General features: G+C 30.7%; 16 protein-coding genes, 2 tRNA genes, 1 other RNA gene and 1 pseudogene. 16 read left to right on the forward strand and 4 right to left on the reverse strand.

The window, feature by feature from the left end:
- Positions 1-80 precede the first annotated feature (80 nt).
- The 10 genes and pseudogenes from PKV21_00710 to PKV21_00755 all read left to right on the forward strand — a co-directional run bounded on the left by PKV21_00710 (position 81) and on the right by PKV21_00755 (position 16,702).
- Positions 81-1,439, forward strand: coding sequence for a chloride channel protein (locus PKV21_00710; protein ID HOM26013.1), 1,359 nt, complete (start codon positions 81-83; stop codon positions 1,437-1,439).
- Positions 1,440-1,511: 72 nt separating this feature from the next.
- Positions 1,512-5,231 (forward strand): hypothetical protein, encoded by a 3,720-nt coding sequence (locus tag PKV21_00715; GenBank protein ID HOM26014.1) that lies wholly within the window; start codon positions 1,512-1,514, stop codon positions 5,229-5,231.
- Positions 5,228-5,410 (forward strand): annotated as a pseudogene (locus PKV21_00720) (type II secretion system protein). The gene PKV21_00715 and the pseudogene PKV21_00720 overlap by 4 nt, the downstream one beginning before the upstream one ends.
- A 76-nt stretch (positions 5,411-5,486) precedes the next feature.
- Complete coding sequence (locus PKV21_00725; protein HOM26015.1) at positions 5,487-6,050, forward strand: hypothetical protein; 564 nt, start codon at positions 5,487-5,489, stop codon at positions 6,048-6,050.
- Between the two features lie 150 nt (positions 6,051-6,200).
- The gene (locus PKV21_00730) at positions 6,201-7,013 is read left to right on the forward strand and encodes a DUF1559 domain-containing protein (GenBank protein ID HOM26016.1); all 813 of its coding nucleotides are present in this window, start codon (positions 6,201-6,203) and stop codon (positions 7,011-7,013) included.
- Between the two features lie 18 nt (positions 7,014-7,031).
- Positions 7,032-7,853: a type II secretion system protein gene (locus PKV21_00735; GenBank protein ID HOM26017.1), complete on the forward strand. Its 822-nt coding sequence runs from the start codon at positions 7,032-7,034 to the stop codon at positions 7,851-7,853.
- 12 nt (positions 7,854-7,865) lie between these two features.
- Complete coding sequence (locus tag PKV21_00740) at positions 7,866-8,567, forward strand: hypothetical protein (protein ID HOM26018.1); 702 nt, start codon at positions 7,866-7,868, stop codon at positions 8,565-8,567.
- Entirely contained in the window at positions 8,564-12,034 is a 3,471-nt protein-coding gene (locus PKV21_00745) for a hypothetical protein (protein ID HOM26019.1), read from the forward strand. Before PKV21_00740 ends, PKV21_00745 begins: the two co-directional genes overlap by 4 nt.
- A 23-nt stretch (positions 12,035-12,057) precedes the next feature.
- Positions 12,058-15,627, forward strand: coding sequence for a DUF6067 family protein (locus PKV21_00750; protein HOM26020.1), 3,570 nt, complete (start codon positions 12,058-12,060; stop codon positions 15,625-15,627).
- A 19-nt stretch (positions 15,628-15,646) separates the two neighbouring features.
- Positions 15,647-16,702: a sialidase family protein gene (locus tag PKV21_00755; protein ID HOM26021.1), complete on the forward strand. Its 1,056-nt coding sequence runs from the start codon at positions 15,647-15,649 to the stop codon at positions 16,700-16,702.
- Positions 16,703-16,704: 2 nt separating this feature from the next.
- Here PKV21_00755 and PKV21_00760 read toward each other — a convergent pair whose 3' ends face one another.
- Genes PKV21_00760 through tsaE form a run of 4 tightly spaced genes read right to left on the reverse strand, consistent with a single transcriptional unit; the run spans position 16,705 to position 20,515 of the window.
- Positions 16,705-17,463 carry a sugar phosphate isomerase/epimerase gene (locus PKV21_00760; protein ID HOM26022.1) on the reverse strand — a complete coding sequence of 253 codons (759 nt, stop codon included), beginning with the start codon at positions 17,461-17,463 and terminating at the stop codon, positions 16,705-16,707.
- A gap of 60 nt (positions 17,464-17,523) precedes the next feature.
- Positions 17,524-18,759, reverse strand: a complete 1,236-nt coding sequence (locus PKV21_00765) for an SLC13 family permease (GenBank protein ID HOM26023.1) — start codon at positions 18,757-18,759, stop codon at positions 17,524-17,526.
- Positions 18,760-18,807: 48 nt separating this feature from the next.
- Positions 18,808-20,097, reverse strand: coding sequence for a uroporphyrinogen decarboxylase family protein (locus tag PKV21_00770; protein ID HOM26024.1), 1,290 nt, complete (start codon positions 20,095-20,097; stop codon positions 18,808-18,810).
- Entirely contained in the window at positions 20,087-20,515 is a 429-nt protein-coding gene (gene tsaE, locus PKV21_00775) for a tRNA (adenosine(37)-N6)-threonylcarbamoyltransferase complex ATPase subunit type 1 TsaE (protein ID HOM26025.1), read from the reverse strand. Before tsaE ends, PKV21_00770 begins: the two co-directional genes overlap by 11 nt.
- Before the next feature lie 39 nt (positions 20,516-20,554).
- Here tsaE and ssrS point away from each other — a divergent pair.
- From ssrS to lon, 6 genes are all read left to right on the forward strand, one after another.
- A non-coding RNA gene (gene ssrS, locus PKV21_00780) (6S RNA) lies at positions 20,555-20,740 on the forward strand.
- Positions 20,741-20,774: 34 nt separating this feature from the next.
- Positions 20,775-20,858: transfer RNA gene (locus tag PKV21_00785), tRNA-Tyr, on the forward strand.
- Positions 20,859-21,100: 242 nt separating this feature from the next.
- A tRNA-Gly gene (locus tag PKV21_00790) sits at positions 21,101-21,171 on the forward strand.
- Positions 21,172-21,192: 21 nt separating this feature from the next.
- Positions 21,193-22,194, forward strand: coding sequence for a trigger factor (locus PKV21_00795; GenBank protein ID HOM26026.1), 1,002 nt, complete (start codon positions 21,193-21,195; stop codon positions 22,192-22,194).
- A complete protein-coding gene (locus tag PKV21_00800) occupies positions 22,191-22,790 on the forward strand; it encodes an ATP-dependent Clp protease proteolytic subunit (protein ID HOM26027.1) in 600 nt (199 codons plus the stop codon). The genes PKV21_00795 and PKV21_00800 overlap by 4 nt, the downstream gene beginning before the upstream one ends.
- A 1-nt stretch (position 22,791) precedes the next feature.
- Positions 22,792-24,736, forward strand: a 1,945-nt coding sequence (gene lon / locus PKV21_00805; protein HOM26028.1) for an endopeptidase La, incomplete at its 3' end; no start/stop codon positions are given.

The following is a 24,736-nucleotide window of genomic DNA, read 5'->3' on the forward strand; positions in this document are numbered from 1 at the left end:
AAAAGTACCCAAAATTTTGATTTTAACAAAAATCCTTTTATGTTAATATAGTTATATAAAATTTGGAGTAAGAAATTAAAATGAAGAGAAAATTAGAAGAGACAACGATTCTTTTTATCAGTACAGTTAAATGGAGTTTTTTAGCAACAATAGTTGGGATAGGTGTTGGAATATCAACAACTATATTTCTAAAGGTATTAAATTTAAGTATATATCTGACGAACCGCTATTCTTATTACTATCTTTTTTTGCCTATTGCGTTTTTCATAAGTGCTTTTATCATTCAATATTTAGCACCTGAAGCAGAAGGACATGGAACAGAAAAGGTTATTGAAGCAATACATAAATATTCCGGTAAAATAAACCCTTTGGTTATTCCTGTGAAACTTATTGCATCAGTTATAACAATTGCTTTTGGTGGTTCTGCCGGAAAAGAAGGACCATGTGCTCAAATAGGTGCAGGAGTTTCATCTGTTTTTGCTGATATATTAAAGTTTGATGATGCTGACCGTAAAAAACTAGTTATATGTGGTATAAGTGCTGGTTTTTCATCTGTTTTTGGAACACCATTAGCAGGTGCTATCTTTGGCATTGAAGTCCTTTTTATAGGAACTCTTTTATATGATGCCCTTTTACCATCCTTTATTGCAGGTATTGTAAGTTATCATACCTCTTTGAAACTTGGAATTACATATTTTTACCATCCTTTAAAGTTTAATACTGTTTTAAGTGAAACTTTCTTAATAAAGGTTATTATTTCTGGAATTTTTTTTGGATTTGTTTCTTTCCTTCTTATTGAAACGATGAGATTATTCAAAAACTTATCTTATAGGATACATTTATGGAAGCCATTGAAGGGTTTAATCGGTGGCTTTATTTTAATTATTTTAACTTTTATATTTTCAACACAATATCTCGGACTAGGTTTTGAAATAATCAAGTCAGCCATTGAAGGGAAAGAAGTTCTTCCGTTTGCATTCATCCTAAAAATTATCTTTACCTCAATTACTCTAAACTTTGGTGGAAGCGGTGGAGTGATAACTCCAATATTTTTTATAGGAGCAACTTCTGGAAGTGCATTTACAAATTTAATAGGTCTTGATAAAACAACACTTTCTTCAATTGGTCTTGTTAGCATTCTTTCCGGAGCAACAAATACACCTATTGCTTCAAGTATTATGGCTATAGAACTTTTTGGTCCAGATATTGCTCCCTATGCTGCACTATCATGTATTATCAGTTTTTTAATAACCGGTCATAGAAGTATTTATCCATCTCAAATACTTGGTTTCAGAAAATCCCCATCTATACAGGTTGAAATTGGTAAGGAAGTGGAAGAAATAAAACCACATGTTCAACGAAGAAAAAAAAGTTTAATGAATATAATTTTTACAGTTAAAAGAATAATTAAAGAAAAAATTTCTAAAGATAAAAAATGAAGCTGAATTGTGCAATCACTTGACAAATTAAAATATTGAGGGTATCCTTTTAAGAAAGGGAAAAAATAGAGAATGGTGAATATAGAGTTTTTAAAAAATATTTACAAAAATGAAAAAAAATGTATTTATCTCTTCTTGCTTTTTTCAATTTCAATTTTCAGTGAAAATTATATTTCAAACTTAAGGGAAATACCTGTAAAAAAGCCATTCTGCCTTGCAAGACCAATCAAAGAAAAACAGATATCAATAAAAATTTATCTTGATAGATTTATTTATTTGGACACAGATAAAGACGGACAAGCACTTATTGTCATTAATCCTCCGAATTTACTTTATGATGGTAAATTAAAAAACTATATAATTCAAGTTTATAAAGAAGGGGATAAAAATAGTCCTCTTGAAATAGAAATAAAAAATTCAGACCATTTTGGATTTGATATAAACATACCTTTATTTCCAATAGGAGAAACAAATATAAAGGTAAAATTACTTGATGATAAAAGAAAAGAAATATGTGAGACAGATGTAAAAATTATAAAAGAGAAGAATGAAAATAAAATAGAAAAATATGCAGAAATACCTTTAATTTTAACAGAAGGAGAGGATTTTGGGGATGAAAAAAATATACCAATATCAACAGGAATTCCTTTGCCTGATGGACTTCTTGAAAATAAATGGAACATTAAACTTTTTGAAAATGGAAAGGAAATTCCTGTCCAAACAAGTGTAAGGAGTAAATGGAGTAAAAATGGTTGTATAAAGTGGCTTGGGATTGATTTTCTTGCAAATTATAATGATGGAGTTCCTTCAAATTATTTAATTAAAGTGGGAGAAAAAAGTAGTTTTAATTTATTAGATGAGGTAAAAGTTAATGAAAATGATGAAATAATTGAAGTTGAAAATGGAATATTAAAATTTAAGGTTTCAAAAAAGAGATTTCATCTTTTTGAAGAGGTTTGGGTTGATAAGAATAAAAATAGAAAATATGAGGAGGATGAAATATTTATAAAAAGTGAAGATACTGATGGTCCTTATTGGATTGATGAAAAAGAAAAAATATATAGAATGTGTCTTGATGGTGATGTGAAAGTTAAGATAGAAGAAAAAGGTCCATTGAAAACAGTTATAAGGGCAGATGGATGGGCAATTAGTAATGATGGAGAAAAAGCAGGGAAATTTGTAACAAGAATTATTGTATTTTCTGGTCAGTCAGAAATTCAGGTAAACAACACATTCATAATAACATGGGATACACTTGAAGAAGGGAAAAGGATAAGAGACATAGGAATAACAACGAGTTATAAAAATTTAGGGAATAATTTAAAATCAATACCTCATGAATGGTGGAGAGAAGGTTTTGAAATTCCTGAAAATAGAAGTATTTATTTTCTTGCAGATAGATGGAACAGTTTTTATATAAAGGATAGTAAGGATGAAAAGGTTTTACAAAGTTTTTTTGGAACATTTACTTATAGTGAGAGTTTATATGGGAAAAATTATTTTAATTGGTTTGGAGTGATGGGAGAAAATGGAGGAATAGGAATATCACAGAGACATTTATTCCAGTTATTTCCTAAAGAAATAGAGATAAATAGAAAATCAATTATATGGCATGCCTGGCCTTATCATTCAACTGAGATGATAAAAAGTGGTCTTGATATAGGTGATTATGTGAATTTAAGATTTCTTCATCAGGGGAAATTACTTGATTTTCAGATACCGGAGGAATATTTTAAAGCAATGAATTTATTTAAAAGTTTAACACCTGATAGAAATTGGAGATGGGGAGGAGAAAAAAGGAAAGGATATGGAACAGGAGTAGCAATAACAGGAGAATTATTATATATTTTTGATGTAAATTCAAAGGAAAAAGGGCAGTACAGTATGTATATGACAAGAAGGGCAAAAATTTTTGAGAAATATCCTCATGCAATATCTAACCCTGAATGGACAAGAAAAACAGAAGTTCTTGAATCAATTGTTGGAATTATTGACCCGAAATATAAACAGATAAAAGAAGGAATATCTTCTGCTTTTGATAGAGTATGTGCAATAATTTCTGATAATAAAGAATATGGACAGTTTATCTGGCCTGATGGACATATCTATTATACTCCTGGTGGAAGTCCACCTGCATTACATAGAGCAAAAGTTGGTTATCATCATGGTTCAAACTTATCACCACTATATCTTTATCTTTCAACAGGAGAATGGAAATATTGGAATTTTTATGAGAGTTTTTCAAGACATTTAATTGACCATGTTTCTGTAAATTATGACCCGTGGAATCCAGAGGCAGATTTAAATCCTGTGTTTCAATGGCCTGGTGCTGTTTATCATTGTGATGGATATGTTCCATGGGGTTCATATCATGAATTATGGGGACATATGGGAGCACAATATAGTTATTTAATCTATTATTATCTTACAGGTGATACAAGGGGTCTTGACCTTGCAAAAGAATGGGTAGAATCAGTTCTTAAAAAATTTCGTGTTACTGATGATTATGATTTTTCAGGTATGATAGATAGAAATCCTGCAAACGGATGGATGGTTGCAACAAACTATTATGCTGATTTACAGGATGAACGACTTTTAAGATTAATATGGGAATTCAGAGATAGATTATTTTCCCAGCCAATGAAATATATGTCTGATGCTCCGCCACCAGCACAATCAGGAAGGTACTGGATGTGGACATATATAAGATACTTCAGGGATAAATTACCCTTAAAACTTCTTTCAGAATGGGTTGATGAATTTACAAGAAGTGGTCCAAATACCCCTGGATATAGTTGGCCCATTAAAGCAATTGATAAAGACGGAAAACAACTTAAAGCAATATGGTGCCATGAAGGTTCTTCAAGAGAAGTTGATTTAACAATTGCAGGACCAATGTATGGAAGTTATAGCCCTTACTTCATAGATACCTCATTATATACTAAAAATGATGCCTATATTAAATGGTACTGGTTTGAAACTATTGGACTTTCTTCTTTAAGACAATGGGCACATGGTCATCCTTCTCCATTCTATTCACTTCAATGGTTCAGTGATGATATTTTAAGATACATGCCACTTATTCCAGTTATGAAAGATTTAAAATTACCTGAAGTTCCATGTTTATTTCCTTTTACTGCTGAGGATTGGGAAAAAGTTACCACTGTAATTAAAGAAGATGAGGATAGAGAGTTTAATTTGAATTTCTGGGGTTATGTTCCTGAAAAAATGAAAACACCACTTAAATTTCAGGTTATAGACCCTGAAATGAAAGTAATAATTGAAGGAGAGATACCAAAAGGAGTGATAATGCCTGATAAACCATTTAAAGTGAAAATACCAAAGGATAACAAAACTGGAGAATATATCTTAAAGTTTATAGGAGGAAAAGAGTGGTATGGTATTATGTTGAACTGTCCTATAAGTGACCTTCCTAAAGAAGTTTATATTATTTCAGATAATTCCCGTGTCCTTACAGCAACAAGATATTATACACAAACAGAAAAAAATCAAACAGAAATTATTTTAACACTTACTGGAAACTCACTTTTCAGACTGGAAACATCTTCTGGAGATAAAATAAGGACTGAGTATGAACAGAAAAGATATATTTTAAATATTGAACCAGAAAAAGGATATAAATTGAGTTTCTGTAGAAAAGGGGTTACTTCAAGTGGATATGGAGGATTTATAAATTCAAGTGGTAAAGATATAATTCTTTCTTTTGACCAGTCATACTGGTTTTATCCTGAAATATTAAAAAAATTAAAGAAAGGAGGTGAAAAAAGATGAAAAGGGAAGGGTTTACCCTTATAGAATTGCTTGTTGTAGTTGCGATAATTGCGATTCTTGCAGCGATGTTACTCCCGGCACTTTCAAGAGCAAGAGAGCAGGCAAGAAGAGTTACCTGTATGAACAACTTAAGACAGATAGGACTTGCAATTATAATGTATGCGAATGACAATGATGATTTTCTTCCTCTTAATCTTTCTCCTCATGGATACTGGTTATGGGATGGACAGATAGGAAATACATATACTGCACTGGGTGTTCTTCTTCAAGGATGGAGACAGAAAAAAAAAGGGACTTTATTTAGATAGTCCCCAGTTTCTTTACTGCCCTTCTCCCTGGCCTGGAAGTGGTAAAGGATGGAAGGATAGAGGAAGTTTGAGTCATATAATAAGTAATTTTGAAAAACCAGGGGCAAGGGCATTCTGTCATTATACTTATAATACATATGTTAATTCAAGGATTTCATGGTGGGGTCTAGGGTGGGTAAATCCACCTACAAAGCCACCTGTGCCGAAAGAGATATGGGATAAGGCCAAACTACATAAAGCAGTAAAAATAAGAGCAATAGCAGTTGCTGATTATTTTTATTTACCTTCTGCTGCTGACCCATCAACATATTATGCAGGGTTTAATCATGGGGGTAGAGATAATGATTGGTATCCAGATGGTTTTAATATACTCAGTTTTGATGGAGCAGTTAAATGGGTAAATGATTCAGGACATAAAATTGCTGATGAATTATGCGAATATTATAATTGGAAGACAAATGGGCATCCCAATTCGTATTTCTGGTCTCATACTTTTGATGAATTAAAATAAGATATTATGGGGTGAAAAAAGATGAAAAGGAAAGGGTTTTACTATCTTTATGCAAATCAACTCCGATATAATTTATTTTTCCTTCTTTTCCATCCGCCACACAACTTGGCGGATGATTACATATAGATTAAATTTTACAGGAGGTGCATTATGAAGAAAAAATTTTCAAAACCACATGGCTTCACCCTTATAGAGTTGCTTGTTGTAGTTGCGATAATTGCGATTCTTGCTGGAATGTTATTACCTGCATTAAACAGAGCAAGAGAAAAAGCAAGGCAGACAGTATGTTTGAATAATTTAAAACAACTTGGACTTGCAACACATATGTATGCACAGGATTATGATGGATATTTACCACCACAGGGATGGAGAGGTATAGACCATGAAAGTGATTATACATGGCAAATATGGACATATTCTTCAGCACTTGGAAAAGGAGGATATGTTGGTCCTGGTTATTTTTTAATTGGTTACAAAAGCAATGGAAGTGGAAAAGGAATGTATATATCTGATATTTCTTTTTTTTATTGTCCAAGTTGTACAAAATGTGGTTACTGGTCGGGTCATTTGAAACTATCAATAATGAAATCAAGATGGGAAGCACCTAATACTGATGGTTGTAGAATTCCCTATGGATGGAACCACAATGATGATATTTATAAACACACATGGTCAAGTTCAAAAGCATATGGAAGACTGGATAAAGCAACAAAACTTGGATATGTCTGGATGGCTGACCTATACTGGGCTCCTTCTGTTCCTGTGACACCTGGAATAAGACCATCTCTTGGAAATCATCTTGATAATAATTATTTACCGCTTGGATTTAATGTTTTATTTTTTGATGGTTCAGCAAGATGGATACCAGATTCAGGACACAGAATTGCAAATACAGGTGGAAATTACAGAACAGACCCGAGTTTATGTAAATTCTGGTGGGAAGTAACTCAAAATACAAGATAAAACGGTAGGTGAAAAAAGATGAAAAGGAAAGGTTTTACCCTTATAGAGTTGCTTGTTGTAGTTGCTATAATAAGTATTCTTGCTGGAATGTTATTACCTGCATTAAACAGAGCAAGAGAAAATGCAAGGCAGACAGTATGTTTGAATAATTTAAAACAACTTGGACTTGCAACACATATGTATGCAAATGATTTTGATGGATATTTACCACCTGGAACTGGAATAGTCAATTATGGTGATGGAAGTGGAACAACATATGATATATGGGAAGCAAGAATTACATCAGGAACAGGATACTCTCCTGGAGCAATTTATAGAGGTCCTGGATATTTTTTTATGGGATGGAAAAAAACAGGTAAAGGTCTATATCTTTCAGACCCAAAAATAATAATCTGTCCAAGTAGTACAAGGTCAGGAAATGGTAAAAGTGTTGCAAAGATAAGTTATATAAAAGATAAATTTGAAAATCCAAATGGAGACCTAAGTTGTATAATTGTTTATGTATGGAATCACAGTCCTATGATTTATGAACATTCATGGGATAAATCTTCTCCAATAAAGGGAAAACTTGATAAAGCAGTAAAATATGGATATATATGGATGTCTGATGCTTATACTCCTCCAACATGGCCACCAACTCCCGGAATCAGACCATGGGATGGAAACCATCTTGATAAGGACTATATACCAATAGGATTTAATGTTTTATTTTTTGATGGGTCTGCTAAATGGATACCAGGAGCAAAAATTTTTGAGAAATTAAGAGGATATGGAAATGGTGGTAATACAAATCATGGATGTGATTTCTGGAAACTTACATGGAAAGATTTGATATATTAAAAGGAGAAAGGAATGAAAAAATTGTTTTTTATATTTTTTCTGCTTTTTGAAATATCTTTTTCAGAAGAATTACATCTTTCCAGTGAAGGATTTTATTTTTATGAGAAAGAAGATAAAGAATGGCATATAAATTTTAAGGGTAAAATTCCTTCTTTTTGTGGTTTTTATTTTATTCTTTTTGATACGAAAGGAAATATTTTTTATTCTGGAGCAATTCCTTCATCTGATTATTCAGAAAAATCATATACTATAAAAATTCCAAAAGACAATATTGCTGGTTTTTATAAGGGTGTTATAGTTGGAGAAGAAGCGGTTTTTGATTCTTTGAGTTTACCTTTAAGTGACCTTGAATATGAAGTTTATGGTGGAGATTATTTTGCAACTCATTATAAAGGGAGATTATATTTTCAGGTTGATAGTGATGATATATATATTCTTGGTGCTTATAAAGGGAATTTAAAAATTTTAAATGAAAAAGAAGAAGTAATTGCTGATACAAGAATAACAAAAAAACAGGAAAAATATGATAATCTGACAGAATTCAATGGGAAAAAGGGTATAACATATATTTTAGAAAAGGAATGCAGGTATTTCAGAATAAAAAATAACAAAAAAATTTTTTTGAGTAATGACCCTAAAAAACTTTTTATACCAGACCCTGAACTTGATAAGATTGAATGGTGGAAATTGCCTTTAAAAAAGGAGACAAGATGAAAAGATTTATTATGTTTTTCTTTGTTTTATGTTTTTTCATTTTTGGTGCAGAGTTTAAGTCAAAAATTTATTATCTTGAATGGGAACAGATAAGTAAAGAATTGAAATTTAATCTTTGTCTTGAAAAGGAAGAATTTTCAAATCTGGATGGAGAAGGAAGAATTGTTTTTGGGATAGAAAAAGGAAATACAATAAATTCTTTAAATGAACTAACATTGGGTATTAGAATTACAACACTTGATGAAGGAAAATTAATATTTGAAAAAGAGATACCTGTTGAAAAAGGGATAGTAGTGATGGATTTTGACCTTGATAGTTTAGAGCCAAATGAATACCAGATACAGGCAGAAATTAAAAAAGGAAATAATATTCTGAAAAAAGAGGAAAAAATTTTTAGATATGTAAAAGAAAAACCACCTTTAAATAAAGGTAAAATTCCTTTAATTTTTTCAACAGATATTCCATTAAAAAATGATACTTTTCCTGTTTCTTTTGGTATTCCATTTCCAAAAGGTGCTTTGTATGATGAGAAAAATGTTAGAATTGTTGATAAAAATGGTAAAGAAGTTCCATCTCAAAAATTTGTTCGTTCAAGATGGGGTTTTTCCAATAAATCAAGTATAAGATTTCTTGGGATAGATTTTCAGACAGAAGGAGTTAAATCTAACTGGCAGAATAAAAATGAAGTTAATTATTATGTTGAATTTGGACCTACAATCAATTATGATACAAAGAGTGGAATTAAAATAGAAGAAACAGAAAATGAATATATTGTAGATAATGGAGCAATTAAGTTTACAATTAAGAAAAAAGGATGGAATTTAATAGATAGTGTAATTTCAGGTGGAAAGGAGATATTTAAAAATAAAAAAGAGAATGGATTTTATTTAATTGACCATGAAGGAAGTATATACAGAGCCAGTAATGATAGTGAAGTTAAAGTTGAAATTGAAGAAAAAGGAGATATAAAAACAGTATTTAGAATAGAGGGTTGGTATGTAAAGGATAATTCAGAAGGAAAAACTGTCAATTATTCTCTACCAACAGATAAACTCTGTAAATTCATAACAAGGATTGAAGTATATAAAGGGAAACCTTATATAAGGGTTCTACACACAATAATCTTTACATTTGATTCAAATATGGTGAGATTAAGAGATATTGGATTTTCTTTACCTTCTGATTTTAAAAATGCTTTTTTTGGGATTGAAGGAGAACAGGCATTTAAAATAGACAAAAATTCATTAAAAACAGGTTCAATATACTTACTTCAACATCTTCCTGATAAATTTTCTATAGAAACATCAGATGGAAGAATTATTAAAGAAGGAAGACACAGTGAAGGATGGTTTGCAATTGAAAAAGAAAATGGGAATATAATTGGAATTTCAAATAGAGAGACATGGCAAAAATTTCCAAAAGAATTTGAAGTTTTAAATGACAGAGTTAATTTTCATATATGGCCAAGTCATGGAAAGACACATTCTGAAATAAATGAGATTGAGCCGACCGAAATTTATAAACTTTGGTTTTGTCATCAAGGGAAAGAATTGAATTTTGCAATGCCATGGAAATATTATTTTAAAGCAGCAGAAATTTATAATAGTCCATCTACAGGGGTTTATACAGCCCCTGGTCTTGTACTTGCAGGAGTTCATTCAAGTATTCTTGGTGCTGGAATTACAAATGATTTTCTTATAACATTTCTTGAGAATAATATTGAAAAACAGAAAGAGATATCAAATTGTTTCCAGATTCTTCCTCACTGTATACCTGACCCTAAATGGACATGTGATAGTTTAGCAGTTGGATATATAGCGCCTTATTCACCAGAAAAATTCAAATTCATTGAAGATTGTATTGAGAAAATAGTAAAAAGTTATTGGGAATTACAGGACTATACAGGACAATATGGAATGTGGATATATAGAACCTGGCACCATACATCTTATAAAGGAGATAAAACATTTGATTTATACAGGTTTTACAATGCAACACACCATTATGAAGCATTCATGCCATGGTTGCTTTATATAAGGTCAGGAGACCCGTTCTATTTAACTCAGGGAAGAGCAAATACCCGTCTTCTTTCTGATTTAAATATTATACATTATGATGACCCTAATTATAATCACAAAGAATTTCATTTTCACCAAAAAAGAATTATTGGTTCAACAAGACATACAAATGGTTTCTGTCCATGGGGAGGAGACCATGGTTTACTTGCCCATCTTACCTGTTATAATGCTTTAATAGTTGCCTATTATTTTACAGGTGATTTAAGATTAAAAGAAGTTGTAGTTGATGAATGGCAGAAAACAATTGTATCAAATAGAAGTCATCCAGAATTTAATGGTGCAATAAGATTAGAGCCAGGAAGAGACCCTAACAATGCACTTGGTGAACTTATAGACCTTTATCAAATGACATATCATCCTGCTCTACTTATTTATATAGATGATTGTTTAAGGAAATTTCTTGATAATATGTATCACTGGGGAGAAGTTCTTCATAATGTTTTGTTATTTTATAAAAGTGAAAGAGCAAAAAAACAATTACTTGAAGGAGTATCTAACCCAAAATCTGATAAAGTAAATCTCTGGACCACTCATGCACCACATGAAAATTATGCACTCGCTTCAATATTTGAAACTGATAAGGAAAAAAGTAAAGAATATGCTGTAAAATCTTTTTTCAGTTCAAACTTTTATGAATGGAATGGTAAAGGAAATAAAATTAAAAATAAAGAACCTTTTGGTGCTTTCTGTTCAATTCCTGATTTTATTCTTTATGTTCCAAGGGTAATATATGCTCTATCAAAATCAAATATAGAAGACCCCACAAACTGGATTTATTCTCAATCATTACCTGGATGCCCTTCTGGAACTTACTGTATTGTAAAGGAAGAAACTGACAGGAATTTTAACATAATAATAAGAGGAGATATTGGAAAAAAAGAAAGTGGTGGATTCCCTTTAAAAGTTATAGACCCGGAAAAAAAGGTAATTATTGAAACTTTAATAGATAAATCTTATACAAAACTTACTGTTCCAAAAGATGGAAAAACTGGTGAATATTTAATAATTCTTGAGGTGAGAGATGGAAAAGATGATGTATATGTTCCTCTGACAGACCTTGAAAAAGAAGTTTATTATGTTAATTACTGGTTTCAATGTACAGAGACAAAATACTTCACAAAACCAAAAACAGAAGAAAAGGAAATAATTGGTATTAAACCGCATGTCTATTCAGTTTATATAATCTCAAATAAAACGAAAGAAGTAATTGCTTTAACAGAAAAAGGAGAAAAAATAGAAATAGAAATGCCATCTGAAGGGATATGGATTTTAGGAAAAACAAGGTATATGCATCTTAAACAACCACTTATTCTTTCAAATGATGAAAAACACTGGTTTTTGCCTGAAAGTATAAAAGAAATACAGTTTAAGTGGAAAACTACATGGTAATAAAAACAAGAAAGGAGGAAAAGATGGGAAGAAAGATTTTTTTGAGTTTTTTGTTTATTTATTTTTTGATTTATTTTTCAAGTTATTGTAAGTGGGTGATAAATAAAGAGTTATTTCCAGTGTGTCTTGATTTTGGTGATAAAAAAACTCCTGCTGCTGAAAGTTTTATAAAGATTACACAGGAAACAATATATAATGAAAAAACAGGATATGGATGGGAAAAGAAATATAATATCTATCCAACAGGGACAAAAGATTTAACATCTACCCCAAACCAAACAGGTCTTGCATCAACAGAAGAAGCAAATTTAATAATAAATCTTAAAAACGGAATTTATAAAGGAATAATTACACCAGCAGTTGTGGGAAAGGATATAGGAAGATTATACAGATATTCTCTTTTAGGGAATGAAAAAGTGCTTGTTGAAAAAGTAGAATTGCCTGAAAGAACTTTTACAGTAAAAGTAACAGATGGAAAATTAAAATTGACATTTAAACCAAAGGAAAATGGATGGATAGTTCACAGTATTGTTTTGATGCCTATTGAAAATTTTTTAAAAGCACCTGAAGAATTTGAAAAAACTAAAAGATTATTGATTGTTGGAGATGAGGACTGGATATTGAACTTACAAATACCTGAATTAAAATATAAAGAAACACCTTTTCCCTCATTTATGAAAGAGGATATACTTATTTTCAAAAAATCAATTACAGACATTATTACTCCTGTTTATAGGCCAGAAGAGGAAGAAATTTTAAAAAAAATTGAGATGAAAGCGGCTGGAGATGAATATGAATCTTATCAGTTTGGTATTATATCAAAAAAACCACTTCCTCAGTTAAAATTTAAAATATCTGAATTAAAAGGTCCAAAAACAATCCCACCACAGAATATAACAATAAGAACGCAATACTATTTTAATTATAAAAAAAGTCTTACTCCAAAAACACTTGATTTAAGAGAAGAAACAGAATTAATTCCTAATTATACTCAAGGATTCTGGTTAACAGTTTATATTCCTCCTGATACACCTGAAGGGATTTATAAAGGAGAAATAAGTATAAATGGATTAAATATGAAAGAAAAAAAGATTCCAGTTGAATTAACTGTTTTGCCATTTAATCTACCACAATTAAAAAGGCATTTTTATAATATAATGTGGCTTGGTACATATGATACAAAACCAGATTCACCATCACAGGAAATCTGCAAAATGGCAATTCTTGACCAGAAAGCACATGGAATAAATGCTTTTGGATGTGAGTTAAGATATCCTGCATGTAACATATATAAAGAAGGAGATGAAATTAAATTTGATTTAAAACCACTTGAATACAGAATAAATTTTTATAAATCACTTGGAATAAACCTTGATAAAAACGGGAAATTTATATGGTTAATAGGAATTCATCCTCAAAAAACTCTTGCTGAACTTACAGGAACGGATACAAGAATACTTGATAAGTATGTTGTTGAACCACTTTCTTTTACTGACAAATTTCTTGAGGTATACTCACAGATAGTTGCAGCAGTTGAAGAATATGCAAAGAAAAATGATTTACCTGAAATGTATCTTTTCAACATAGATGAACCTTATGGTATATATAAAAATAAGGTTGCATTACAACTTTTAAAAGCAACAAAAAAAGGTGGTGGGCATCCGTGGGTAACTGTAAATGATACTTATTACCAGCCGCTTAAAGAATATTTAGATGTTCCTGTTTTTGCCAATGGATATGCTTCTTACAAAACTTACGAAGAATACAAAAAAATGGGAAAAAAATTCTGGTTTTACAGCGCTGCTCCAAGAGGGTTAAGACCTGTATATGCAAGATATGAAACAGGAATTTACCTTTATAAAGTAGGATTTGAAGGAGCAACATGGTTTGTTTATACATGGAGTTTGGGAAATGCATATAATGGACTTAGCAGTATGTGGAATGCAACTCATCCTGGTTTCTGGGAGTTTGTACCAACAATTTCATGGGAATGTACAAGAGAAGGTATTGATGATGTCAGGTATATGGAATTTCTTGAAGATTTATTGAATAAAAATAAAGAAGAAAAAATTTTTAATGTATTTAATTCATTACTTGATATTGTAGACCCTGATATAAATAACTTTTTACACATAGACCCGATTACAGATGTTCTTGTTGGAAAAGATGCAAGCACATGGAAAAGCAGAGACCTTGATTTAATGAGGGAATTTTTACAAAAATCAACTATAAAACTTTTAAAAGGGAAGGAAGGAATTACTAAAGAAAATAAAGGAAGAAAATTAAAGGATTTGAAAGTAAGTTTTGATAAAGAAGTTAAAGAAGAATTGAAAACAAGAGAAGTTGATTTTTATTCCAGTAAATATATCTGCGAAGCACTCCTAATTGAAAAAAATCTTATAAAAATTGATGGAGAAATGGAAGATTTATGGAAAAATGGATATAAAATTGAAAATTTTGTTAAACTCAATGAACCTGATAACCCTGCTGATGATAAGACAGAAGTTTATATTTTAAGAGATAAAGAAAACCTCTATTTATTTTTCAAATGTTTTACAAACGATATGACAAAAATAAAAGCAACAATTACAGGAGATAAAAGAGATATAAAGGAAATATGGAGAGAAGATGGAATTGAAATTTTCATTGACCCAGGATGTAAATATCTATCATATTATCAACTTATGATAAATGCAAACGGAGCACTTACAGATATGAAAGTTGATATTGGTGAAAAAAAAGAAGATGACCTTGAATGGAACAGTAATGCAGAAGTTAAAACAAAAATATTAAAAGACCTCTGGACAGCAGAAATAAAAATACCTTTTAAATCTCTTGGAAATTACGAAATATATGGAATAAACTTTTGCAGGAATAATACTCAAGAAAAAGGAACTCATACTTTATGGAGTCCAACCAAAAAAGCATCCCTTGGAAATCAGGGATTCGGCGTTCCAGAAAGATTCGGAAAATTACTTCTGGATAAGAAAGAAATATACAGAAAAGTAAAATCAATAAAAGGAGAACTTGTATTTCAACCACTTGGCGTTGAAAATAAAGTTGAATTGGAGATTGATAAAAGTCTGCTTGGAAAAAAAATGGATATAAACATAGTAAATTTCAAGAATGAAAAAGTTTTTGAAAAAAATATCCTGTTAGAAAAAGAAAAAATTGAAATTCCTTTTGTTATCTACCAGGATAATAATGACCCGATTTATTATTTAAAATTTAAATGCGATGACTATATATTTGAAATTCCTTTTAAATTTTTAACAAAAGATATTAATTTTTTTGTTTTCCCGGAAAATGCCTTTTTGATTTATTCTTCTGACGAGAAAGAGACAAAATTGCATGGAAGTATAAAAATAAATAAAGCAGAAATAGTTAAAAATCCTGATGCAAAATTGAAAATTGTATTAGAATATATATCAGGTGGTATCTTAATTGAAAAAAATTTAAAAATGATTTCAAACAATTTTAATATCTGGTTGCCAATTAAAGATTTGGATTCTGGCGGATATATTTTAAAAGTAGAAGTATATATAAATCCAGAAACTGTTTTTAAAAATGAATATAAATTTCTGAAACTTTAAATTAAAAAGGAGGATTTAGATGAAAGTTAATAAGATTAAATGTGAAAATTTTATAGTTTACAGAAAGGAAAATGAATTTTCTGCATGGCCAAGAAATTGTGGAGTTTATAAATATAAAGGAGATGAAATTGTTGTAAATTTTTTTACAAGGACATGTAATTATCAGACAAAAGAAGAAGTTGGTCATGGTTATGAACCCCCTGATAATTCGTCAAGAATAATGCAGATAAGGTCAAAAGATGGTGGAAAAAACTGGAACAATTCAAAAAAAATATTAACTCCAATAAACCTGGGAAAAGGAGAAACAGAGAATATAAATTTTCTATCACCAAAGGAATTCAATTTTAAAAATCCTGATTTTATGCTTATCGCTATCAAAAATAATCTATTTTTTTCTGATGATAGAGGAAAAACTCTTTACGGACCATGCAGATTACCTTCTTTTGGATATGATTTTAACTGGGCAAGACCTGATTATGTGGTCAGAGAAGATGGTGCTTTAATTTTATTTTCTACTGTCAATTGTTCTGATGGAAAAGAAGGAAAACCTATAGCAATAATATCAAAAAATAATGGTTTATCCTGGGAAATCCTTTCTTATATATCATCTGAAAAAAACGACTATATGCAGATAATGCCCTCTGGTATTATCCTTCCTGATGGGAAAATTTTATGTGCTATAAGATGTCAGAGATACAGGCATGGATACAGTTTCTGGTCAGAATGTTATATTTCAGAAGACAGTGGTAGAAGCTGGCAGTTTTTATCAAGAATAAATGATATTGGAAGTCCATGCCATTTATTATTGCTTAAAGATGGAAGAATTCTTGCTACTTATGGATACAGGTCATACCCCTTTGGAATAAGATGTTCAATAAGCGAAGATTATGGAAAAACATGGAAGAATGAATTTATTATAAGAGATGATGGTGGTTCCTGGGATTTAGGTTATCCTGTAAGTATTCAATTAGATAGTGGAAAAATTTTAACTTTCTATTATTTCAATGATAAAAATGACAAAATACAGGTAGATGGTGGAGTTAGATATATAGCAGGTTCTATTTTTGAAATTTAGATTTATTTGTTTTTAACTCCAAAAGAAATTAAGTTTTCTAAACTTATCTTAAGTGCTTCAAATGGGTCACAGGTAGGTCTATCCATTTCAACAAGACAGAATTTAACCTTTGACTTCTTACAGGATTTTATAATCCTTTCCCAGTTTAAATTTCCACTTCCTATAGGTGGCATAACCTGCTGATTTTTTATTATTCCCATATCCTTAAAATGTACCTGACTTACCCTTCCATTATATCTTTCAATCCAGTATGCAGGGTCTCCTCCACCATATGTAACCCAGTAAGTATCTATTTCACCCTCAAGTTCAGGGCAATTATCAAGTAAAATTTCAAGTCCTGTTTTACCATTATATCTCTCAAATTCAATCCCATGGTTGTGGTATCCAAGTATAAGTCCATTTTTTTTAATTTTTTCAATTATTTTATTAAATTCATCCGCAACTTTTAAATATCCATCTTTATTATGTAATTCTCCTGGCAATCCCGGACACATAATACCTTCACATCCAAGAATTTTATGCTCCTCTATTACCTTTTCTGTTTCTTTTATAATCCTTTCATAACCAGTATGAGTTGAAACAGCAACAAGTTCTGTATCATCAAGTATTTTTTTAAGTTCCCTTACATCTTTTGGTTCACTCACAGCAGAAATCTGGACATATTTATAACCCATTTCTCTGATTTTTTTTAATGTATTTACTGTATCTTCAACTGACTTACAATAATCTCTTAATGTATATAATTGAACTCCACATTTCATTTTTTCCTCCTTTTTCGTTCAGAAACTTTAAGAAACATTTTAACACTTAAAATTTCTTTTTCAAATTTTGAAAAATAGAAGATAGATAAAAGCATTTATAAAAGTTACCGGTATCCCCACTCTTGCAAATTCCCAGAAAGTTATTGTTTCTCCATATTTCTTTTCAGCATTTTGGATTATAATAACATTACTTGCAGCACCCAGAATAAATAAATTACCACTTATTGTACTGCCTGAAGCGAGAACCATCATTTCTTTAACACCTGCACCTGACTGAATAAGCAAAGGTAGATAAAGTGCTACAAGTGGAACATTTGATATCAATTGACTTAAAATTATACTGATAATCATTATCATATTGATAGATGTTATATTAATTTTTAGATTTTTTATGATTGATTGAAAGAAACCTGTATTCCAGACACTCGCCATCAATATGAACATTGAAGCAAAAAATATTAAAGTATGCCAGTCAATCTTCTTAACTATTAAAACCCTTTTTTTACTGAAAATTAAAATCGGGAGTGCAGAAATAACAGTAATATGAACAAGTTTTAAGTCAATTTTGCTATCAGTTAAAGAAAGAAAAATTTTAGTGAATATTAAAATAACAAAAATAAAAATAGAAATCCCGGACAAAAAAGCAAGAGAATTATCTTTTATTGTCTCCTGATAGTGATTTAATGAGTTGTTTTTAAAATGTTCCCTGTAAAAAAGTTTTAACAAAAAAAATAAAGCGAAAAGATTGATGATTGTAGGAAAAAATAGATAATGGAAAAATGTAAGAAATGGATTTTTTAGATTTCCTTCTGTTGCAATAAGAAAGTTCTGGGGATTACCAACAGGACTAAAAACACTACCAGTGGTTATGGAAAAAGCAAGAGTAATTAAAAGAAATTTAGCATTTATATTATGCTTTTTTGCAATATGTAATATCACAGGAGTTCCTATTATGGCAAGGGTATCATTCATCAATAGAGCAGAAGAAAAACCAATTCCAAATAGAATTAAAAGTAATAACTGATTTACTGTTTTTGCTTTTCTAAATATTCTGTATGTGATATAGGAAAGACAGCCACTTTCTTCAAGAGCAACTCCAATAACAAACATACTGAATAAAAAGAACATAACTTCCCAGTTTATTGATTTTAAAGCATTAACAAAAGAAATCTGATGTGCAATAAGAACTATTAAACAGCCACCTAACATTGCCTGCCAGATTTGAATTTTTATATTTCCTATCTGTCTTATTGCAATAATTAAAAAAACAAAAAATAAACTTATTATTGAAATCATAGTAATTTGAAAAAGGTATTTTTAGCAGAAAATAAAAATTTAAAAAAATTACTTCTGTTTCTTCTTTCTGAATATTCCGAATAGAGAAAATTTTTTCTTTTCTTTTTTAACTTCTGTTTCTTCTTTTTTTGCTTCAACAGATATTTCTTCTTTTTTCTGTTTTGCTTTTTTTCCAAAAATTCCTCTTTTTTCTTTCTTTTCGGTAATCTCTGGTTTTTCTATTTTTTCTTCTTTTATAACTATTTTCTCTTTTTCATGTTTTTCAATTTCTTCATATTCAGAATATACACCGTATTTTTTTACAAGTTCTATAACATAAGAGTATTGCTGAAAACTTATGGTATTTGGAATAGAATGGTCCGAATGATAGATATAACCACCATTTTTCTTTGCAACTTCAAATTTTCTTTTTATCTCCTCTTCAATTTTTGATGGATCTGGGTCTGCCATCAATCTTACATCTATACCTCCCATAAATGAAAGTTTATCTCCATATTTTTCTTTTAATTCAATTAAATCCATTCCTGCTTTAACTTCAAGTGGCTGTAAACAATCAAGTCCAACTTCAATTAAAATAGGTATAAGTTCTTTAACATTTCCACAGGAATGAAGTAATGTCTTCATACCCTTTGAATGAAAATATTCATAAACAATTTTATCTGCCTCATAATGTGTTTTCATATAGGTATCAGGTGAAAATAAAAGACCATTTCTATATCCCATATCATTAAACATAAAAGCACCATCAAATTTAAAACCATTTCTTATCATCAAGTCAGCCATAACAAGAGTAAGTTCTGCAAGTGTCATAATCATTTCTTTTACCCAATCAGGGTCTTCAACCATTGTAATTAAAAGTTGCTCTGACTTCATATAACCCTGAAGTATATCATATCCATATCCACCACTGAAAACACAGAATTTTCCCTCCTCATAGGCTGCTTTATTTCTTGCAAGTCCAGAAGCCCAGTCAACTCTTGTCCAATCAGGCTTAAGCAATTTTTTGATTTCCTTCCAGTCATCCTTTGTTTTTACAGGCCAGTCAATAATTTCAGGAGTTGTAGAATAATCCCTGTGATTTTTTCTTTTTCCTCCCTGTGGTGTTGTTGTGATTATATACTCCTCATTCTTTTCAATTACTCTTACAGGAAATCTTGGACTTGTATCAGCACCAAAATATTCAAACTCATATCCAAAAAATTCAGCAGGTGTGGTATCCTCGGGTAATCCTTCTTTATGCCATCTTCTAACAGTTGCTCCCCATGGACTATCATGAATTGGAACTCTGTCAGGGATTTGATGATTTAAGGCTCTTAAAATTCTTTCTCTACTTGTCATTTTTTACTCCTTTTAAATTTTTAATCTCAATAATTCTTTTTCTTTCCCCAACATTTTTTATTTTTACATAAATCGTTTTTTTTGGCAAATTTTTTTTTATTCTTTCTGCCCATTCAATTAAAATTATTCCTTTATCAAGATAATCAGTCCAGCCAATATCAAAAAGTTCATCAAAACTTTCAAGACGGTAAAGGTCAAAATGAAAAACAGGAATTTTGCCTTTATACTCATTTACTATTACAAAAGAAGGACTGAAAACACTGTTATGTGAAAATTTTTTTACAATACCTTTTATCATAGTTGTTTTCCCGCTACCAAGTTCTCCAATAAATCCAACAATGTCTCCCTTTTTTAAATACTTTGCTATTTTTTCTCCAAGTTTTATTGTTTCTTTTGAGTTTTTTGTGTAAAATATCATAAAAAGATTTTACTTTTTATTTTTAAAAAGGTAAAATATAAATACCTGTTCCGGACGCGGAGATTAAGAACCCTTGAGCCAACGACCATATATAGGGAGCCAAGTCCGGATGGAGCTGACAGGTTCGCCATGCCTTATGGCGAAAAGTCAAAACTATCCGGGGAGGCACCCACTTTAAAATACGGGTCTCAAAGGGTAAAATCTCTACGCCGGAACGGGTTTTTATTACTTATAAAATATGGTATAATTATAAAATAAAGGGCAGGTGGCCGAGTGGACAATGGCAGCAGACTGTAAATCTGCCGGCTCTACGCCTTCGGAGGTTCGAATCCTTCCCTGCCCAACTAAATGTTCTTTGAAAAACTGAGGATTGAAACAGAAGTAAAAAAAGCATCATAAGTGGAAGGATTCGAAGTGAGGCACGGGTTAAGGAATTGCGACCAAGTGGAGCAATTCCAGTGCCGAGTGGCGACCGTAGCGAGCATTTTTCGAAAGAAAAATATTTCTTAAGCGAACGGAGGCGCCGAATCCTTCCCTGCCCAACTAAATGTTCTTTGAAAAACTTATTCTTTTTTCTAAAATTAAGCGGGGTTGGTTTAATGGTAAAACATCAGCCTTCCAAGCTGAGGATACGGGTTCGATTCCCGTACCCCGCTCTTTTATAAAGGAGATAAAAAATGAAAGTTGATATAAATAAAAAAAGTGAAATAGAGGTTGAATTGTTATGTGAAGCAGAAAAAGTAGAAATTGAAGAAGAAAAAAATAAAATAATTAAGGAAATAAAAAAAGATGCTGAAATTGAAGGTTTTAGAAAAGGGAAAGTGCCTGAAGATATAATTGAAAAAAAATTCAGTGAAACAATCAAAGAAAATATCTTAAAAAATATCATTTCAAAAGCATATTATGAAACCTTAAAGAAAGAAAATTTTATACCTGTGATACAACCTGAAATTTATGATGTTGAATTTACAGAAGAAAAGTTAAAATTTAAAATTGGATTGGAATTAAAACCAGGTGTTAAGATAAAAAAATATAAAGGAATAACTGTTAAGAAAGTTGAACCGAAAGAAGTAAAAGAAGAAGATGTGGAAAATACATTGAAAGAACTTGAAAAAAGACCGGAATTTGCTTCTTCTGTAATTGACCTTGAAAAAAGACAGATGTGGAAAAAAAGAATAAGAGAAGAACTTGAAGAAAGAGAAAAAAATAGTGCCAGAATTGAAGAAGAAAAACAATTATGGAATGACCTTTTCAAAAACGCAGAATTTCCTATTCCAGAAAAACTTGTCGCAAAAAGAGCAAGAGAGTATACTGAATATCACTTAAGGAGAATGAATTTGCAGGGTAAAACAAGAGAGGAAATCGAAAATTATGCTCAACAGATTTTTAAAGCAGTAAAACCATATGCAGAAGAAGAAGTTAAAAAATATTTTATACTTGATAAAATTGCAGAAATTGAAAATGTAGTTGTTGAAGAAAAAGAAGTTGATGAAAGAATAGAAATTTTCAGCAGAAGTATTGGTAAACCATTTGAAGAGGTAAAAAAAGAACTTGAAAAAACAGGAGAAATTGAGAACATAAGAGATGAGATAAAAATTGATAAAGCATACAAAATTGTTAAAAATAATGTGAACTATATTGAAAGAATTGTTATTCCTGGTGAGGAAAATAAGAAATGAAAAATCAACTTATCCCATATGTAATTGAAGTAACAGAAAGAGGCGAAAGGGCTTATGACATTTATTCAAGGTTGCTCAAGGATAGGATAATATTTCTTGGTTCTCCAATAACAGACCATATTGCAAATATAATAATTGCAGAACTTTTATTTTTGCAAAATGAAGACCCGAAAAAGGATATACATTTATATTTAAATACACCGGGAGGTTCTATTACAGCAGGTCTTGCAATATACGATACCATGCAATATGTTTCCTGTGATATATGTACTTACTGTATAGGACAGGCAGCAAGTATGGGAGCGGTTTTACTTGCAGGTGGAACAAAAGGAAAAAGATTTCTCCTTCCTCATAGCAGAGTTTTAATTCATCAGCCATGGGGAGGAGTAGAAGGAACTGTTGTTGATGTAAGTATTCACACAAAAGAAATGATAAGGTTAAGAGAAATAATAAATGAAATTCTTGCACTGCATACAGGACAGCCCATAAAAAAAATCGAAAAAGATACAGAAAGAGATTACTTTATGAATTCAGAGGAAGCAATAAATTATGGCCTTGCAGATAAAATAATTCAATCAACAAAACTTCCAAAATAAAATGGCTATACTTAAAAAAAATGAAATTAAAATAAGAAGAAAAAATGTACCTGCTTTACCTTTGAGAGACCTTATTATTTTCCCTCAGATGGTTGTACCCCTTTTAGTCGGGAGAACAAAATCATTAAACTCAGTTGAAGAAGCAATTGCAAATGAGGGGTATCTTGTAGTAGTTTTTCAAAAAGACCCACAGATAGAAGACCCTGTTTTTGATGATATTTATTCAACAGGTGTTCTCACTAAAATTGTGCAGAGTTTAAAGGAATCAACAGGAGTAATGAAAATTCTTGTTGAAGTTCTTGAAAGAGTAAAAATCAATGATTTTACAACAACAAAAAATTATTTTTCTGTGAATTTTGATTATATAAAGGAAGAAACAGAAACAGATACAGAAGTTGAAGCAATGACAAGACTTACTCTGGAACTTCTGGAAAAATACTTGAATTTTAATATATCTGTACCGAAAGAATTATATAACACAATTACAACACTTGAAAATCCTTCAAAAATATGTGATACAATAGCGGGTTATTTACCCTTAAAAATTAAAGATAAGATAAAAATTCTTGAAACAATACCGATTAAAGATAGATTGAGTACATTAATTGATATATTAAATAAAGAGATTGAAGTTCTTGATGTTCAGAAAAAAATTCAGGATAAAGTCATAAAAAAAATTGAAGATACACAGAGACAATACATTCTGACAGAACAATTAAAACAGATACAAAAAGAACTTGGGAAAGAAGAAGAAACACCGGAAATTGCTGAATTGAAGGAAAAAATTAAAAAGGCTAATATGCCGAAAAATGTTGAAGAAAAAGCAATTGAAGAACTGAACCGTCTCTCAAAGATGATGCCATTATCTCCTGAAGCAACTGTTTCAAGAACTTATATTGAATGGCTATGCAGTTTACCATGGTCTGTTTCCACACAGGATAACCTTGACATAAAACATGCTCAAAAAATTCTTGATGAAGACCATTACGGACTTGAAAAAGTTAAAGAGAGAATTCTTGAATATCTTGCAGTAAGAAGTAGAACTGAATCTTTAAGAGGTCCAATACTCTGTTTTGTAGGTCCTCCCGGAGTTGGAAAAACATCTCTTGGAAAGTCAATTGCCAGAGCCCTTGGAAGAAAATTTGTGAGGATATCTCTTGGAGGGATAAGGGATGAAGCAGAAATTAGAGGACACAGAAGAACATATATTGGTTCATTACCCGGAAGAATAATTCAATCAATGAGAAAAGCAGGCGTTAATAACCCTGTTTTTTTACTTGATGAAATTGATAAACTAGGAAAGGACTTTAGAGGGGACCCTGCAAGTGCATTACTTGAAGTACTTGACCCTGAACAGAACAAAAATTTTTCAGACCATTATCTTGAAGTTGAGTTTGACCTTTCAAAAGTTTTATTCATAACAACTGCAAATACAGAGTTTACTATTCCCCCTCCTTTGCTTGACAGAATGGAAGTTATATCTTTACCCGGATATACTATATGGGAGAAAAAAGAAATTGCAAGACATTTTTTAATTCCAAGACAGATGAAGGAACACGGACTTACTGAAAAAAATATAAAATTTTCAGATGAAGCAATATTTAAAATTATAAAAAACTATACAAGAGAAGCAGGAGTCAGAAATCTTGAAAGAGAGATAGCAAATATCTGCAGAAAAGTAACAAAAAAGATTGTAGAGACAGGAAAAGAAAGTTCTTATATTATAACTTCCAAAAATATAGAAAAATATCTTGGCCCTGAGAAATTCTCATCTCTTGAAATAGAAAAAGAAAACAAAATAGGAGTTGCAACTGGAATGGCATGGACTGAATATGGAGGAGAAATAATATTTACAGAAGTTTTAACAATGAAGGGAAAAGGAGATTTAATTCTAACAGGACAACTTGGAGATGTTATGAAAGAATCCGCCCGTGCTGCTTTAAGTT

The sequence above is a fragment of the bacterium genome, assembly GCA_035371905.1.
GTDB lineage: Bacteria > Ratteibacteria > UBA8468 > B48-G9 > JAFGKM01 > JAMWDI01.